The sequence below is a fragment of the Humiphilus diazotrophicus genome, from assembly GCF_059726315.1.
Genome location: NZ_AP040870.1, coordinates 318590 through 333021, shown reverse-complemented (window position 1 = coordinate 333021; position 14432 = coordinate 318590). Strand labels below are relative to the sequence as shown.

12 protein-coding genes are annotated in these 14432 nt (G+C 49.3%); 8 read left to right on the top strand and 4 right to left on the bottom strand.

Annotated features, from left to right (window positions below):
• The first annotated feature begins 92 nt into the window (after positions 1–92).
• Positions 93–1223, top strand: a complete 1131-nt coding sequence (locus AC6I7T_RS03235) for a hypothetical protein (RefSeq protein ID WP_497791861.1) — start codon at positions 93–95, stop codon at positions 1221–1223.
• Positions 1224–1442: 219 nt separating this feature from the next.
• Positions 1443–1622: an Rcat domain-containing protein gene (locus tag AC6I7T_RS03230; RefSeq protein ID WP_081823684.1), complete on the top strand. Its 180-nt coding sequence runs from the start codon at positions 1443–1445 to the stop codon at positions 1620–1622.
• Between the two features lie 88 nt (positions 1623–1710).
• Here the strand turns inward: AC6I7T_RS03230 and AC6I7T_RS03225 are convergent, their stop codons facing one another.
• A complete protein-coding gene (locus tag AC6I7T_RS03225; RefSeq protein ID WP_497791860.1) occupies positions 1711–2433 on the bottom strand; it encodes a methyltransferase family protein in 723 nt (240 codons plus the stop codon).
• A 1036-nt stretch (positions 2434–3469) separates the two neighbouring features.
• Here AC6I7T_RS03225 and AC6I7T_RS03220 point away from each other — a divergent pair.
• Positions 3470–4039, top strand: coding sequence for a BON domain-containing protein (locus tag AC6I7T_RS03220; RefSeq protein WP_497791859.1), 570 nt, complete (start codon positions 3470–3472; stop codon positions 4037–4039).
• 86 nt (positions 4040–4125) lie between these two features.
• Positions 4126–4587: a hypothetical protein gene (locus AC6I7T_RS03215; RefSeq protein ID WP_497791858.1), complete on the top strand. Its 462-nt coding sequence runs from the start codon at positions 4126–4128 to the stop codon at positions 4585–4587.
• A gap of 16 nt (positions 4588–4603) precedes the next feature.
• Here the strand turns inward: AC6I7T_RS03215 and AC6I7T_RS03210 are convergent, their stop codons facing one another.
• Complete coding sequence (locus AC6I7T_RS03210; RefSeq protein ID WP_497791857.1) at positions 4604–6985, bottom strand: putative bifunctional diguanylate cyclase/phosphodiesterase; 2382 nt, start codon at positions 6983–6985, stop codon at positions 4604–4606.
• Positions 6986–7334: 349 nt separating this feature from the next.
• Between AC6I7T_RS03210 and AC6I7T_RS03205 the strand changes: the two genes are divergently transcribed.
• On the top strand, positions 7335–8663 hold the full coding sequence (locus AC6I7T_RS03205) for a glycoside hydrolase family 18 protein (protein WP_497791856.1): 1329 nt from the start codon (positions 7335–7337) through the stop codon (positions 8661–8663).
• A 4-nt stretch (positions 8664–8667) separates the two neighbouring features.
• Here AC6I7T_RS03205 and AC6I7T_RS03200 read toward each other — a convergent pair whose 3' ends face one another.
• Positions 8668–9111 (bottom strand): thioredoxin family protein, encoded by a 444-nt coding sequence (locus tag AC6I7T_RS03200; protein WP_497791855.1) that lies wholly within the window; start codon positions 9109–9111, stop codon positions 8668–8670.
• A gap of 99 nt (positions 9112–9210) precedes the next feature.
• Positions 9211–11433: a putative bifunctional diguanylate cyclase/phosphodiesterase gene (locus AC6I7T_RS03195; RefSeq protein ID WP_497791854.1), complete on the bottom strand. Its 2223-nt coding sequence runs from the start codon at positions 11431–11433 to the stop codon at positions 9211–9213.
• 555 nt (positions 11434–11988) lie between these two features.
• Here AC6I7T_RS03195 and AC6I7T_RS03190 point away from each other — a divergent pair.
• From AC6I7T_RS03190 to AC6I7T_RS03180, 3 genes are all read left to right on the top strand, one after another.
• Complete coding sequence (locus tag AC6I7T_RS03190; RefSeq protein ID WP_497791853.1) at positions 11989–12492, top strand: hypothetical protein; 504 nt, start codon at positions 11989–11991, stop codon at positions 12490–12492.
• 320 nt (positions 12493–12812) lie between these two features.
• Positions 12813–13724, top strand: a complete 912-nt coding sequence (locus tag AC6I7T_RS03185; protein ID WP_497791852.1) for an ABC transporter ATP-binding protein — start codon at positions 12813–12815, stop codon at positions 13722–13724.
• The gene (locus AC6I7T_RS03180; RefSeq protein WP_497791851.1) at positions 13721–14407 is read left to right on the top strand and encodes a hypothetical protein; all 687 of its coding nucleotides are present in this window, start codon (positions 13721–13723) and stop codon (positions 14405–14407) included. The genes AC6I7T_RS03185 and AC6I7T_RS03180 overlap by 4 nt, the downstream gene beginning before the upstream one ends.
• Positions 14408–14432: the final 25 nt, after the last annotated feature.

The following is a 14432-nucleotide window of genomic DNA, read 5'->3' as shown; positions in this document are numbered from 1 at the left end:
CTGGAAACCCGGAATATATTTACAACACTCCCACTTGCTATCTGGAAGCGGAAGAGCCATCCTAAAAACCCACGAGCAGGGAGGCTAACGACATGACAGGTCTTTTCCTTTCACGCCACAGGTTTAGCAGTTGGTCGCTCCTTACTGCGTTGTTTGTTTTGGGAACGCCTGCATCTATCTCTGCGCAGGTGTTTACGGTAGAGAGTGAGCACATCGATAGGCAGTACAGTCAGATAACTCCCACCGAGGTACCGCTTTCGTCGAATAAGCTAACGAAGAAAAATCGCCAGGAGTTAATCCGCATTCTTCAATCGGAGCAGGGCTTTGCTATGCGCCCTCTGCCTAGAGGCCATAAAGGCCTTACTCTGCGGGCAAACGGTCCGTTAGAACCGGCAGGGCAGGAATATCTGGATATGATCAGTTCTCAAGGGGTGTCTGTAAATCCCGGAGATCGGATCATTATCAGCGAGATAAAAATCGAGGACGACCACATAGTCATCGACCTGAATGGCGGGCCTGACCATAAACATCGTTTCCTGAGGCATGTCTCGATAGGGGCTAATCCAAATTACACAAATCCGGTAGTGGCAGATGATGGCCAGACGCCCACAGGCAGCCGTATTACTTTAGTCTTCAAAGGCGGTGTTCCGGCCATGACAGGAACCCAAGCCAAGGCATTATTGGCTCCCATTCTGGATTTTGGTCTGAAGAGCCCCGCTCAAGCCTTTGCCGATACCTTACCCGACGTTCTGCGGGATGCTATTAAGGAACATCGTGTTCTTGTTGGGATGACTACCCGGATGGTTATTTCCGCCAAGGGCGAGCCCACCTCGAAGGTCCGCGAAATCGAGGCTAAGCCTCCCTTTGAAGAGTGGATCTACGGCGAGGCACCAAAGGATGTCGAATTCATCCGTGTTGTTGCTGACAGAGTCACCCAGGTTGAGATCGCCAAGGTGGGTGAAACACCCGTCATTCGTACTGCAGATGAAACAGGTGGAAGTGTTGCTCCTCCTGCCCGCCCCACCAGGACGGTTAAGATGGGGGATACTCAGGCAGCGGACGCCACTACGAGTGTTCCTAAGGCTCCACCCAGCCTGAGGAAGCCCGGTGAACAGCTCCCGTCCGATAACAAGAAAAGCAGCCCCACTACGATGCAACCTGTTCAATTTCCTACAGATACGGACGACAAAAAGCCGGATACAACGACCGCAGATCCAAACTGATGCAGACTCAAGGCGGAGGGGAGGGAAACAGGATTTGACCTCCCCTGACTGCTTTATCCGGAAAGGCAATTTAGTGTAAAGTAAGCAGAGCGAGTCTGGCATTCTACTGTATCGTCCCCGCACGAAAAACCAGTGAGGTCCGGCCGCGACGTCGTAGCCGCGTAGATTTCCCATGTCTGCGCGTGAGCAAAGACAATTTCAAGGAGAATTACAGATCCTATGGCCAAGATTGCCAAGACAGCAGACCGTAAGAAGGTAATGGACACGTCGAAGTCGACGGATTGTCCGAAGTGCAGCAAGCCAACCCGCATCGTGAAGCGCGTGAAAGACCGTGAGCGGGGCATTCCGGGTGGAATCTATATTTCCTGCTCGGCATGCGACTTCTACGAGAAGCTCTAGAGGCCCTCGATATTAGAACAAGAAGCCCCTCCCAAGTGGAGGGGCTTCTTGTTTGCATTAGTTCCAGCTTCTTTCGGATTCATTCTTGTTACCAGATGCCGGGTATCAGCCGATGGCGTGTGATTCCGGTGTACTCCTCATATCCGGGTAATTCACTGGAGAGCGTCCTGTCTTCCCGGGATGTACGCCATACAAAGAGAATCGTGATTAGCAGGGCAACAGCCAGAGCCCACGCTGAGCCTAGAATCAGCGCTTTTGCCGCATACATCAGGATCGATCCGGCATACATCGGATGTCTTACCAGTCGGTAGGGGCCTGAAGTGATCGGAGTTTGTCGAAACTGAATGCGGACGCTGGTTTCGGCATGAGGGTTCGTTAGCATTACCCAGTCAATCAGCCCCGAAGCCAGGACAAAAAGCAGAATTCCAGGATAGATTGTCCAATCCTGCATGCCGGACCAGCCAAATCTGACCACATCAAGGCCGGCAATAGCTGGTTGCAGGAGAGAAAGAGGGAAGATGAGCCTCAGAAATATCCTGTCAAAGGACTTTGTATCAGTTTTGATCCACTTTGAGCGCCGCTCAAGTAAACCTGGATTTCCTCTTCTTACAAGCACTCCGGTTGTGGCCATAGCGACAAAATAGAGCAGGGATGCAATCCAGCCACGTAGCCATGCAATGTCTCCCGCAAAAAGGAAGAGCGCTGCGCACCATAGCACGGCAAAAACGAGTCCTTGGGAGAATATCCGGATTGTTCGAGCCAGATTTCTGCTCGTTTGTACTGGGATTGCTATTTCTGTAACTTCTGCCATTCCATTTTGTCCTCAGCGAAAGCGGCACAAAAGAGCGATCAATTCGCCTATCAAAAAAAGGGATCCGAAGATCGTTTTATTCCAATGTGCCAGCCAACGAGGGAGATAAATATCGAAGTTATCTGATCGGTCGGCAGAAAAATGCGACGCTAACGTGGTTAATGGGCACTCCCATCCGTTAAGAATTAAAACGCTGCATTCCATCAAAATGAGAACTGTCAGAACCAATACCCAGTCAAAACGGCTCAGCATTGCCATTATCGGAAGTACCAGGATTGCACCAGCCATCACTGCCCAGACTGTCGTATGAAGCAGCTTGATGCCGACAAGAATGTATTCACGCCGGGTAATCTGACAGGAGATCCCTTCTATTGCGTTTTAGGTATTCAGAGATGACAGAACCTAGTTTTTCTAATGATTGCAATAGTTTGGGGATTTGAATGTGACGTTTTTCACTTCTTCATGTGTATGCCGTGTGTATGCCGAAAAAAGGAGGTTACCAAAGCAGTACAAGCGGGGAGGAAGTGTCAGATAAGAGCGACCTGCCGAGTTCACTGCAGAACTGAAGACCCCATATCCAGATGGTTACTATGGCTCTTGATCGTATGGCCGGTATGTCTTTAGTTTGCCAATCACCTGATCCGTGTGACCGCTTCGATTTCCTTCCAATCAACATCTTTGAGCTTGAGTGGCATTTGCAGCTACTGAATTCTGTCACGGCAGACAGCATCGTCTAGCTTGCGATCTGTATCTCGAATGGCTTGTATTCTGCAACGATCCGCGGGAGTGTGTGTAACTCATTACCAATGCACCACTTGCGGGTGATGGTGAGGGATGGGTGTGTTTTGATTCTGTCGTTGTGCGCACCAGTAACCATTTCCTTCCTCCTGCGTCTATTGGCATGAACAGAGGAGATAGCCCATAAACAGGGTGAAGCAATGATCGTATCGGCACGGCATCAAGTGGCTGGATGTATGTGAAGTAGGTTGAGATACAGATTTTCCCTAATTCTCTGCCATGGAAATGGAGCGTGGACATGAGGAGATGGTGGAAAGAAGGCCTATCAATCCTGATGATTCTTGGCCTATGTCTATTGACCTGTTACCGGGCCGCAGGCGTTCAAGCGAGCAGTAGACTTGTAGGAGAAGATTCCAATAGACAATTGCAAGATGTTGCTCATAAGGCTTTGGAGCGCAATCCTGCGCTTGCCTTGGTGCAGGTATCAGTTTCCCATGGAGTGGTGACTCGCTCAGGAGTTGTTGACCATTACTCTGACAAGCTGAATGCCGAGTCAGCTATTCGGGAATTGCCTGGAGTTAGAAGGGTAGAAAGCGATATCGAACTGACGACAGCCTCTGTGCTAGGCATCACATTCCCGAATGTCGAGGTCCAAGAGATGAATAAAACTATTTACCAGGTGCCGAGTGCCGACTCAGCTACTCAGCGCTCTCCAATACAGATGAATCTGAAGGATGGCATCGTGACCCTACGGGGAACTGTAGCAAATGAGAAGGAGAAAGAAGTTCTGGTTTCGAGAATTGGGGATCTTTATGGAGTAATCTGCGTTGACGATAACCTGATGGTTAGAAATGAAATTCAACAGTAAACAAAACTGGATGTTTTTCATCTTCAACAAATGCGCAATATGCCGATAATAAGCACTAAGTCGTAAGTTGAGAAAGGGGGCGAGGTATGCAGAGTATTCATGAAGGGCAGATGCTGGTGCGAACAAAAGCGATTCTTCCCGAACGGTTGAGCTTGCATGGTACCTCGTTGACTCCTGCATGGCTTCTACTTGATGAAGATGTTGACGCGCTGAGTGAGCGCGTTCGGGAAGCAGAATGGCATCTCTTTTTTGTGCCACAGCGGTCAAGTGGATGGTCTTGGGCTCTGGATGAGAAAGATACCCTCGAAGGAGCTCTCTGCCGTGCGGTAAACAAAGTGGAGCAGCGCCACAATGCTGTGGAGATCACAAAAATCAAGAGGAGAAGAATCCTGGGAATGTATTTCTGCCAGATGGAAGTGAGCAGCCGTCACATCCAGAAGGGTTCTATCTTGGGTCTAGAGGAGAAGGAGGAGAGAATGTCTCCTGCGGTTATGCTGACAGCTAAGCCAGGAGAACATTGGCACCATGGCGATCGATCTGCGGCATAGCAGTGTAATGAGGAGCTTAATTCGGTCGAGAGATGTTGATCTTCGGCGAATCAATCTGGCTATTCAGGGAGAGCTGCAGTGACGGATTTTCCTCGCGAAGAGAGGAATGAGTGGCTCCTTCCGTCTTCGTTGCCAAAAGCTCTGCTATGGCTTCCGGTGTGTGCGGCGCGGCAAGCGAAGAGCCTTGTACTGAATCGCACTGGAGCGTTGCGAGGAAATCTAGTTGCTGCTGAGACTCAATGCCATCGGCAACGAGCTTCTTTCTGAGATTCTTGGCTAGGTGACTGATTGTGCCAAGCATCTCTCTTCGTGAAATGCTGCTGTCGATCTCTTGAAGTAGAACTCCATCCAATTTAAGGATGTCGAAAGGAAATTCCAGCAGTGTGTTCAACGAGGAGCAACCCGTTCCAAAACTGTCGAGGCAAACTTTGATGCCTAACGATCGGGTCGAGCGGAGCACTGCTGTTACTATCTCCCGCTCCCGTGCTGTCACCTGTTCTTTCGCTTCAAGGATCAATAGAGATGGTTTCAACTCCGTGTCGTACAAGACAGATTTTGCGTAAGAAAGGAATGTTTGATCTAGAAGTTGTTGTTCGAAGACATTTACGCTGATGGTGAACTTTGTTTGAAAGTGTTTGTTCCATGCAGCCAGCTGGTAGCATGCTTTTCTTAATACCTGCTTGCCGAGTTCGATTATCAGCCCCGTATCTTCAGCCAACGAGATGAATTCGCTTGAAGTGACGTCTCCATAATTGGGATGTGTCCATTTTACTAATGCCTCAAAGCCCTCTATCGTCCTTGTCGACAGCGCATAGATGGGCTGATAGTTGACGAGAATAGATCCATCTTTCAATGCATGGCGGAGGTCTGCTTCCATGTCCAGCTCGCGTGCTCTCTTTCTGGAGATGGTTTCCGTAAAGATATGAGCTCGATTCTTACCAGTCGATTTGGCGCTATACATTGCTGCATCTGCGTCTCGAAGCAGGTGTGCTGTGGTATCCCCTGGACGGACTGGAACTATCCCGATACTGCCGGTAATGTGAATTACCCGTCCATCGAGTAGAGCTGGAGCGCGAAGATTATGAAGGATGCGTTCAGCAATTACTTCAGCTGCGATGCCATCGTGTCCTTCGCTCATCAAAATCACAAATTCATCGCCTCCGAGGCGTGCCACAATATCCCCGGAGCGCACCGAGGATCGTAAGATGTTTGCCACGTGCAGAAGTAGGCGATCTCCGAAGGTATGTCCAAGGCTGTCGTTGATGATCTTGAAGCGGTCCAGGTCAAGAAAGAGCAAATGCTTTTTGGGCAGGGACGTAGCGATAGACTGCTCGAGTTCCCGGATCAACAGAGCTCGATTGGCTAATCCCGTTAGATGATCATGGAGGCTGTCATATTCCAACTGCACGTGGGCTCTCTTCAGCTGCGATTCGCGGAGTGCTGTTCGCAGGGCAAAGAGGCTGCAGGAGATGGCCAGTGCTGGAAGGCCCAGGCTGGGCTTCTGGAACATCATCACCACTCCAGCGGCCATCGAGGTCAGAGCCAATCCCAGAGATCCTATTCCATGAATGTGTGCCGGCAGGATAGTGCTGAATTGTCTTCTCTCAGGGTTTTGCAACGACCGAAAAATCTTTTCGGGTAGGCCAACGGCAATTGCGCAGAAAATGAGTATAGGGAAACTCCACGCCAGATCTGTAGCGCCTGGTGTCGGAGAGCCATAGTCCTGTGCCAATACTCCTGCTGCCGTGATGACGGCATAGCATATTACGTAAAGCGTCAGATTTCGGAAGAAGGCCCTCTCTGCGACGGTGGTTGCCGTCGAATAGCGGATCGCGCATGCGAAGAGTAAGGCAATGCTCTGGATGTCGTAGACGAGACTGTCGGAATACCCCTTGGGCACCATGAAGACAACCGCATAGAGTAGGCAGACGGAGAAACAGGCCTGTGCGATATCCAAGGCCCCGGTCCAATCATTTGCTGTTCTATCTTTCGCGCGTGCGGCGACTAGCAGGATAGGAAAAGAGAAGAGCAACCAAAGAAAATCCGTAGTACTTGGAAAAAGTGGAGGAGCTTTGGCTTCGACAACATGCCAGAGATAAACAGCTTGCGCGATTGCCCATATGACAAAGGCAAGAGATAACTTGTACCACAGACGGCGGAAATAGGTATCGACGGAACTTCTGGCTTGCTTCACGCAAAGTGTTATGGCCAGCGATGGAGCTGCAAGCTGAATAAGGTTTGAGGCAAGGAGCGGATGTGCCAAAAAACTTATGACCAGGATGTGCAGGATCGCCAGAGCCAGGATTATTGCGAGGATCAGATTTTGTTTGGTGAGGTACATCTTCACATCACGAGCTCTGGAGGAATCTGTACTCTCATCTCCATCAACAGTGCTCATATGTGCTCTATCGGCCAAAGTTAAGAATTTCTTAGGATTTAGGGAGTTACCAAATGGTTTCTTTTGAAGTTACTGGAGGCGAAATCTGAAGTTGTAGATCATTGCAAATCCCCAACGGAATATAACGAATATCCTCTGAAATCGAGTGCGCACCTGACTAGATCCTGGCTCTAGATATGCAAAGTGCGCCATTTAGGTAGAACGATTGTCTAGAGAAAGATTCTGCTAACAGGTGTGCACAGCGGGTTTTTCTTGTTAAGTCTGCTTAGTCGCGACCTCTTTCCAGATGATTGTCCCTGGAATTTCTTTAACCTAATGCGGATTTCACCCGTCTCAACGAATAAGAGCGATGCCTCAGTATTTCTTTCCTTTCTCTTTGCGTTTCTTGGCGACGTGCTTTCTGGTAGTTGCCGTCTTTTGCCCTGCCACAGCTAGTGCAGTTAATTTACGAGCTCATGGTCGAAAGCATCCACCCCACCCTCGGCTGGTAGGTTATTTCCCTCAGTGGGGCTTCTACTATGAGCAGCCGTTTCTAATAAAGGATTTAGTTCGCAATGGAGCAGCGGCACGTCTTGACCAGATTAACTATGCACAAGGCTTTGTCTCCGCAGGACATTGTTCGTTAGCTGATCCCAAAGCGGACCTCAATGCTGCATATACCAAGCAGAACAGTGTGAATGGTCAGGACGACAGTCCTACATCTTCTTTTCGTGGGTATTTTCATCAGCTAAAAGAGTTGAAACAGCGATATCCGCATCTCAAAGTGCTGATTTCGTTGGAAGGTAAAGCTTCCGATTTTGCGGAAGATGCTAAGCCGGAGAATCGTCGAGCCTTCGTGACATCTTGCGTTTACACTTTCCTGCGTGGCCACTTTGCGCCGGGCATCAGTGAACCCGGGGTGTTCGATGGATTCGATGTCGATTGGGAGTCTCCGAATGAAAACGATGCTGAAAACTTTCGCGCTTTGCTAGAAGAATTTCGGAATCAGATGAATGCATTGCATTCTGGCTTGCTGCTGACGATAGCTGTGGGCCACGCTCCGCAAATGCTTCCGGGAACCGATTTTTCTGCAATTGTTCCCTTAGTCGATGAGATTGGAATCATGAACTACGACTACACGGGACCGTGGAATCATGTCACCGGATTTTTGGCTCCTCTTTTTACTGAAACGCCTGATCCTCGGCGTTCCAACAGCATCGAACGCAGCATTGCAAATTACAGGGCGGAAGGGATTCCGGAAGAGAAGTTGCTGATGGGAATACCGTTCTACGGATATAGCTGGACGGGAGTCAGGAACACGAACAATGGTCTCTTTCAAAGCGGACAGGGAGTTGGAGGAGATCATCCCTATCGTTACATTCGCACATTAACTAAGTCTTTCACGAGTTATCGGGATGAGCGTTCGCAAGCTCCGTGGCTTTTCGATGGGCAGACGTTCTGGACGTACGAAGACCCTGTTTCTGTGCGTTATAAGGCTAGTTATGCTGCCCGTCAGCATCTTGGGGGCCTGATGATATGGGAGTTGAGCAACGACACCGCAGATGCGGAGCTGCTGAAAACTGCCTATCGCTCGCTCCGCCATCCTGTTACGTCCAACTCTTTTGAAACTGTGTCTTTATCGCAGACCGGAACTCCGGGGCAAAAGGTAACGGGCCTTCCGGTGCATTTGGTTCCGTAACTTCTTAGGCGGGAACTGGTGCGGCAGCCTTGAGCCACTCTTCCATCTGCCTATGTCCTACCAGCCCTGCTTGTTGCATTACCAGCCGGCCACCAGAGAAGACCGCAAAGTTTGGAATACTTTGTACCCTGTAGCGTGCGGCTAGAGATGGATACCTCTCCGTATCGACTTTAAGAACAATAGCTTTACCAGCCATCTCGGCTGCAGCATGCGCAACTTCCGGAGCCGCTGCGCGACATGGTCCGCACCACTCTGCCCAGAAGTCCACGAGCACCGGAACTGGTGAGTTCTGAATAACTTCATCAAACAGTGCCTCGTCACTGGCGATAGTTTCCGACGACGGTGACAGCGAGGACTTACAGGCTCCACAACGTCCAGTGTTGGAGAGGTGTTTGGCTGGGATTCTATTTTTCTGACCGCAATGACTACAGGTACGAATGACAGGCATCGTCACGCTCCAGAAGTAAGATGCAAAGAGATATTACTGAGATTCAAATGGCGGAGATGATCGGCGCGGTTCTATTGGGGACACAGTGTCTATGAAATGCTAGACATCGGATTTCACCATTGTCGATTCCAGAACGGCGGTCATTTCGCCTGGCATGAGCGGTTCCGAAAAGAGGAAGCCTTGAACGTAATCACAGGGAAGAGCGCTTAGCGTCTCCAGCTGAGTTGTAGTTTCTATTCCTTCGGCTATGACCTTCTTATGCAGATTCTTTGCGAGTTGAGCGATGGTGCGTAGCATCTCTGCACAGCGGGGATTGCGATCGACATCTCGAAAGAAGCTTTTATCAATCTTAATTGTGTCAAACGGGAAGTCGAGCAGATAACTTAAAGAAGAATATCCAGTACCAAAATCATCCAGGCAGATTTCTATGCCCATCTCACGCGCGCTGCTGAGTACCTGCTGAGCTCCGATTCTATCGTGCAAGAGCACTGACTCCGTGATCTCCAGTTTGAGGAGCACGGGATCAAGCTGCGTTTCCTCTAGTACTTCCTTTACGTATTCGAGGAATTCTGGATCACTAAGCTGGCGGACTGAGACATTCACACTGACAGATAATTTTGTTTGCAGCTCTTTGTTCCAAAGTGCAGTTTGGAGGCATGCCATTTTGAGCACCTGTTTCCCCAAACGGACGATCAAACCAGTTTCTTCCGCCAAGGGAATGAATTCCATTGGTTGAATTAATCCGCGCTGCGGGTGGGCCCATCGAGCTAGTGCTTCAAATCCACAGATGCTTTTGGAGGAGAGAGAATAGATCGGTTGGTAAGCTACAAGAACTTCACTCTCTTCCATTGAGCGGCGCAAATCGGCTTCTACTTTGAGCTCGCCAATCGTTCGATCCAAAATCGATGGGTCTAAACGGTGGATACAGTTCTTTCCCAAAGATTTTGCAATGTACATGGCTGTATCGGCATTGCGGAGAAGGTGTGTAGTAGCTTGCTGTTCCTGGATTGCGACGATACCGATGCTCGCGGTAATAGAAACGAGTTGGCCATCAAGCAGAATAGGCGCGCGCAGGTCATACAAAATCCGTTCCGAAAGAAGTTCGGCTGTTATTCCATCACAATCTCCATTGAAGAGAATCAAAAACTCATCTCCACTCAGCCGGATGACGGTATCCTGCGGACGCGCGGTTGTGCGCAGAATATTAGCTACATGGATCAGAAGTCGATCCCCGAACACATGTCCAAAGTTATCGTTGATACTTTTGAAGCGATCAAGGTCGATAAAGAGCAAAGATTTCTGTGGGGTTCCAGGTAGATTGGATTGCTCCAAAGTCCGAATCAGGAGATTCCGATTCCCTAGTCCTGTCAGATGATCATGCTGATTATCGTGTTCCAGCTTGATATGTGCCTCTGTCAGTTGCAATTCGCGAGTGGTTGCGCGAAGTGTAAAAACGATACCAGAGATCAGCAAGAATGGGATGCCTGCCTGAGGAGCGTAAAAAGTAAGCAGAACACCTGACAACATCGAAGTGAGTGCCAGCCCCAGTGAACTGAGCCCATGGATATGAACCGGCAGGATGCTCTGCACTGCGCCTCGTTTGAAGGACCATACCAGATGTTTTCGCGGCCAAATCACTGCGATACAGAAGATAAGAGAGGGAAAGCTCCACGCCAGGTCGGTGGCTGTTCCGTCTGCCCATCCATAGCCCTGAGCAATTCTTGCAATCAATCCCAATACGTCAAAAGAAACAACATAGATGGTGAGGTTTTGAAAGAAGATCCGTTCCATCTTGGTTGTCGCTGTGGAGTAGCGAATGGCGCAGGCAAAGAGGAGCGCAATGCCCTGAATGCTGTAAACCAGGAAGTCGATATTCTTGATCGGTGCCGTAAAAAGAATTGCATGAACTGAGCAGACTGCAATACAGGCTTGAATAAGATCGAATAGTCCAGTCCAATTTTTTCTGGATTGATTCTGCGCCCGGGAGGCAACCAAGAGCATTGGCAGGGAATAGAGGAGGAAGAGAAAATCGGAGAGGCTTGGAAACATTGGAGGTACTTTGCGAATTATCAAATGCAACACAAAGTAACCTTGACCGGCTGTCCAAATTGAAAATGCAAAAAGGAGCTCGTACCAGAGCATGCGAAGGTAGCGGGCTGGGGTTTGACGAGCTCGTACCAGGCAAAGTGTGACTGCCATCAGTGGTGTCAGAAGCTGAATTAGGTTGGAAAACAGCAAGGGATGAGGAGCTAATTCAAGGATCAGGACATGCAGGAGGGCCAGCCCGGAAATTGCAGCAATGGCCACATGTTGTTTGCTCATTGACATCCTAAAGCGAGTATTTCAGCCGTAATTCTTCTGTGGCAGTATCAGATGGGGAATATCTCGATGTGTTCTGAGGATTGTTCGTAGCCTCAATATGCGAAGAATGCTCAGGAGTTGATGAACTTCCCGCAAACAGACTAGGCGCCTATTGCAGCTACCTAAAATCCCTTTCTCAATATTTATCGATAAATTGAGTCTATACCAAGGAATACGGAAGAGTAGTAGTTGGCTCATATATGCACAATCTACTGTGACACTACAGAAAAATCGCATTACTACGGAGTAAAAAGCGTACTACTTTAGTCATTCGCAGATTATGACGAAAGGTCGTCTGCGCGAAATCTTTGACTATGTTTCCGAGGTGTAGAAACGAAGGCTCGCAAGGGCCTGCATGCAAAGCTTCGAAATGGTTGCCCTAAAGACGAGGCTTTTTCTTCCGTAGTTGATGTATCGGTTTATTTTTCCAGGGAACCTACCATTCCTGGGAGGTGTCTAAAAAAGTATGGGGCTAAAGGCCGCCAATAGAGTTTGCGGAAAAGGGAGCCGATAGGCATGACACTGTTCAACTCATCTTCTCAGAATGCAACACGTTCTCGCCTCTACCATTTCCTGCTAACTGGTACCTTTCTCGTCTGGCTTGTTGTTACCGGACTTCTCTTTTTCTTCTCGGATCGTCCTGCTGAGAATCGCGTCAACAACTTTTTTGCTGCGCTTGAATCTCAAAACTTTCAGCGGGCGTTTGGCATTTGGAATAATGATCCCGGATGGTGGCAACACCCGAGCAAGTATGCTGCGGACGCTTATTCCTACAGCCGGTTTTTAGAGGATTGGGGGCCTTCGGGAGACTATGGCGTTATTCAGAGTCATAAGATCCTTTATTCCAGATCAAAGCGCGGGAATATCACTCTGCTTGCTGTGGAGGTTAACGGGCATCGTGCACAACCGGCCATTCTGGCGGTCGGCAAAAGGGATCACACCATTAGCTTTTCGCCTTTTGAATTAACTCCGCAGAAGGATCTATTCGGGTTTACCTACTGGCAGATCAGCTATCGCTAGTTTGAGCGAGAAAATATGCAGAAAGGTCCTCGCTAACGAGGACCTTTCTGCATTTATGCGTGGCGATAAAATTCAGCTTATGATGGCGGCTTGCCGCTTATTGGTAAAAGATAGAGAGGGGCAGTCAGTAGTCTTCTCTCTTTTAGCTGCATCATCTTTCTCAACTGTGATAATTGCTTCAGAGAGTGAAGAGGCTTACAGCATTTCTGAATAGTTTTCCCTTTAGCTGAAAGCTACGTAACCTTTCCTGGCTTTCGGGTTCTATCTATGCAAAGTTGCTCTGAAGCTGGAAGCTTTCTACACGTGAGACAATGTTTGCCGTGACCTCTCGCATCCCTTTGGAATTTGTCTCCGTCTCCAAGCATTTTGGGGAGCAGATAGCACTGAATCGTCTTTCGTTATCGGTGGAGCCTGGTGAGGTGCTTGGCTTTATCGGACCCAACGGAGCGGGCAAGACTACGACAATTCACATCGCTATGGGTTTTCTTCGTCCAACTTCCGGCGATGGAGCGATATATGGGATTCCCTTTCACGTCCCTCGCGCTCGTAGAAGGGTGGGTTTTTTGCCCGATGCTCCTGCTTTTTTTGCTCATTCAGCACGTGCGGCGGTTACCATGACGGCAAAGTTACAGGGCATTCGCGATCCGGATCTTCGCTCAGAGGTGAAAGAGCTTTTGAAGCGATTCCAATTGCCGGCAAACAAAGATGCACGCAAGCTATCTCGCGGCATGCAGCAACGCTTAGGTTTGGTTCAGGCATTGATTCACGATCCCGATCTGCTCATACTCGACGAACCTACATCGGCTCTAGACCCTGGCGGGGTGATCGAGGTGCGAGATGTCCTGAGGACAGCGCGGAATGCAGGGAAGAGCATCTTCTTCAGTTCCCACCAACTCTCAGAGGTGGTGCAGGTCTGCGATCGTGTGGCCTTTCTCCAGAATGGAGCAATTCTCAGGCATGGTCGTCTCGATGAGTTGACGCAAGATCTCACACAGACGGAAGTAGTTTTTTGTAAGGTTGATCCAAACATTGAGCCTCTTCGTCCATTTATCGGTGCATTGTCCGAGAATCAAGCTGCAGGAACAGTCCGCTGGATAGTGGGGAAGATACAGGAACGGCCTTTGATTGAAGCGGCCTGGGCCGCCGGCGGGGAGCTAGTTTCTGCCGCTCCGCTTCGTCGCTCTCTTGAAGAGCTCTTTCTGGACTGGAGTGTAAAGGGGCACGCAGCATGAATATCTGGCGTATTGCACTCCAGGTGCTTAGGCAGAATCGATGGTTGCTTATATTGCTCGGGTTATGGCCCTGTGCTATTAGCGCAATTCTGCTTATTCCAAAGGGAAGAGTGGAGACAGGAGATATTCAGGCACTTCTGCAACAAGAAGCCATCTATGGCGTAGCTCTTGCCGCATTTCAAGCAGGGTCTCTGCTTCGAAATGAACAGCGATCACGCCGTATTATTCAAATTTTGGCTTGTTCTGTGAGTCGAGGAGAGTACCTCTTTGCATTGTTGTTGGCGACGATGCTTCCTTTGGTCCTTTACCTGGGCGGGTTTATCTTTAGTGGCTTTCTTTTGACCGATTCCGCTAATCTTCCGATGGATGGAGTCTATCTCCTTGCTGCAATAATCTTCGAATTAGGAATCTGGGTGGCCTGTGCCGCATTGCTTTTCTCTGTATTCCTTCCTTCGTTGTTAGCTTCCGCAGGGAGTCTGTTGCTGCTTGGTGCTCTATTCTGGGTGGGTATCTCTCCCTCACAACTAGTAACTGCTGTTGCCTCGATGCCTGCATCCGAAAAGATTAAGCTCGGCATAATTCAAGCCCAGGATATCGGAATCGCCATCGGGGAAATGGTGCTTCTCTTTGGACTGAGTTGGATACTTTTTTCTCGTCGTGATCTAAATCTCACGTCGGAATAGTTCTGCGATAGACGTATAGTGCGGC

Excerpts from the sequence above, each read along its gene's own strand:
- AC6I7T_RS03230 (WP_081823684.1), top strand. The coding sequence starts at position 1,443 with ATGGCCAAGATTGCCAAGACAGCAGACCGTAAGAAGGTAATGGACACG.
- AC6I7T_RS03220 (WP_497791859.1), top strand. The coding sequence starts at position 3,470 with ATGAGGAGATGGTGGAAAGAAGGCCTATCAATCCTGATGATTCTTGGC.
- AC6I7T_RS03215 (WP_497791858.1), top strand. The coding sequence starts at position 4,126 with ATGCAGAGTATTCATGAAGGGCAGATGCTGGTGCGAACAAAAGCGATT.
- AC6I7T_RS03180 (WP_497791851.1), top strand. The coding sequence starts at position 13,721 with ATGAATATCTGGCGTATTGCACTCCAGGTGCTTAGGCAGAATCGATGG.
- AC6I7T_RS03205 (WP_497791856.1), top strand. The coding sequence starts at position 7,335 with ATGCCTCAGTATTTCTTTCCTTTCTCTTTGCGTTTCTTGGCGACGTGC.
- AC6I7T_RS03225 (WP_497791860.1), bottom strand. The coding sequence starts at position 2,433 with ATGGCAGAAGTTACAGAAATAGCAATCCCAGTACAAACGAGCAGAAAT.
- AC6I7T_RS03210 (WP_497791857.1), bottom strand. The coding sequence starts at position 6,985 with ATGAGCACTGTTGATGGAGATGAGAGTACAGATTCCTCCAGAGCTCGT.
- AC6I7T_RS03190 (WP_497791853.1), top strand. The coding sequence starts at position 11,989 with ATGACACTGTTCAACTCATCTTCTCAGAATGCAACACGTTCTCGCCTC.
- AC6I7T_RS03200 (WP_497791855.1), bottom strand. The coding sequence starts at position 9,111 with ATGCCTGTCATTCGTACCTGTAGTCATTGCGGTCAGAAAAATAGAATC.
- AC6I7T_RS03235 (WP_497791861.1), top strand. The coding sequence starts at position 93 with ATGACAGGTCTTTTCCTTTCACGCCACAGGTTTAGCAGTTGGTCGCTC.
- AC6I7T_RS03195 (WP_497791854.1), bottom strand. The coding sequence starts at position 11,433 with ATGAGCAAACAACATGTGGCCATTGCTGCAATTTCCGGGCTGGCCCTC.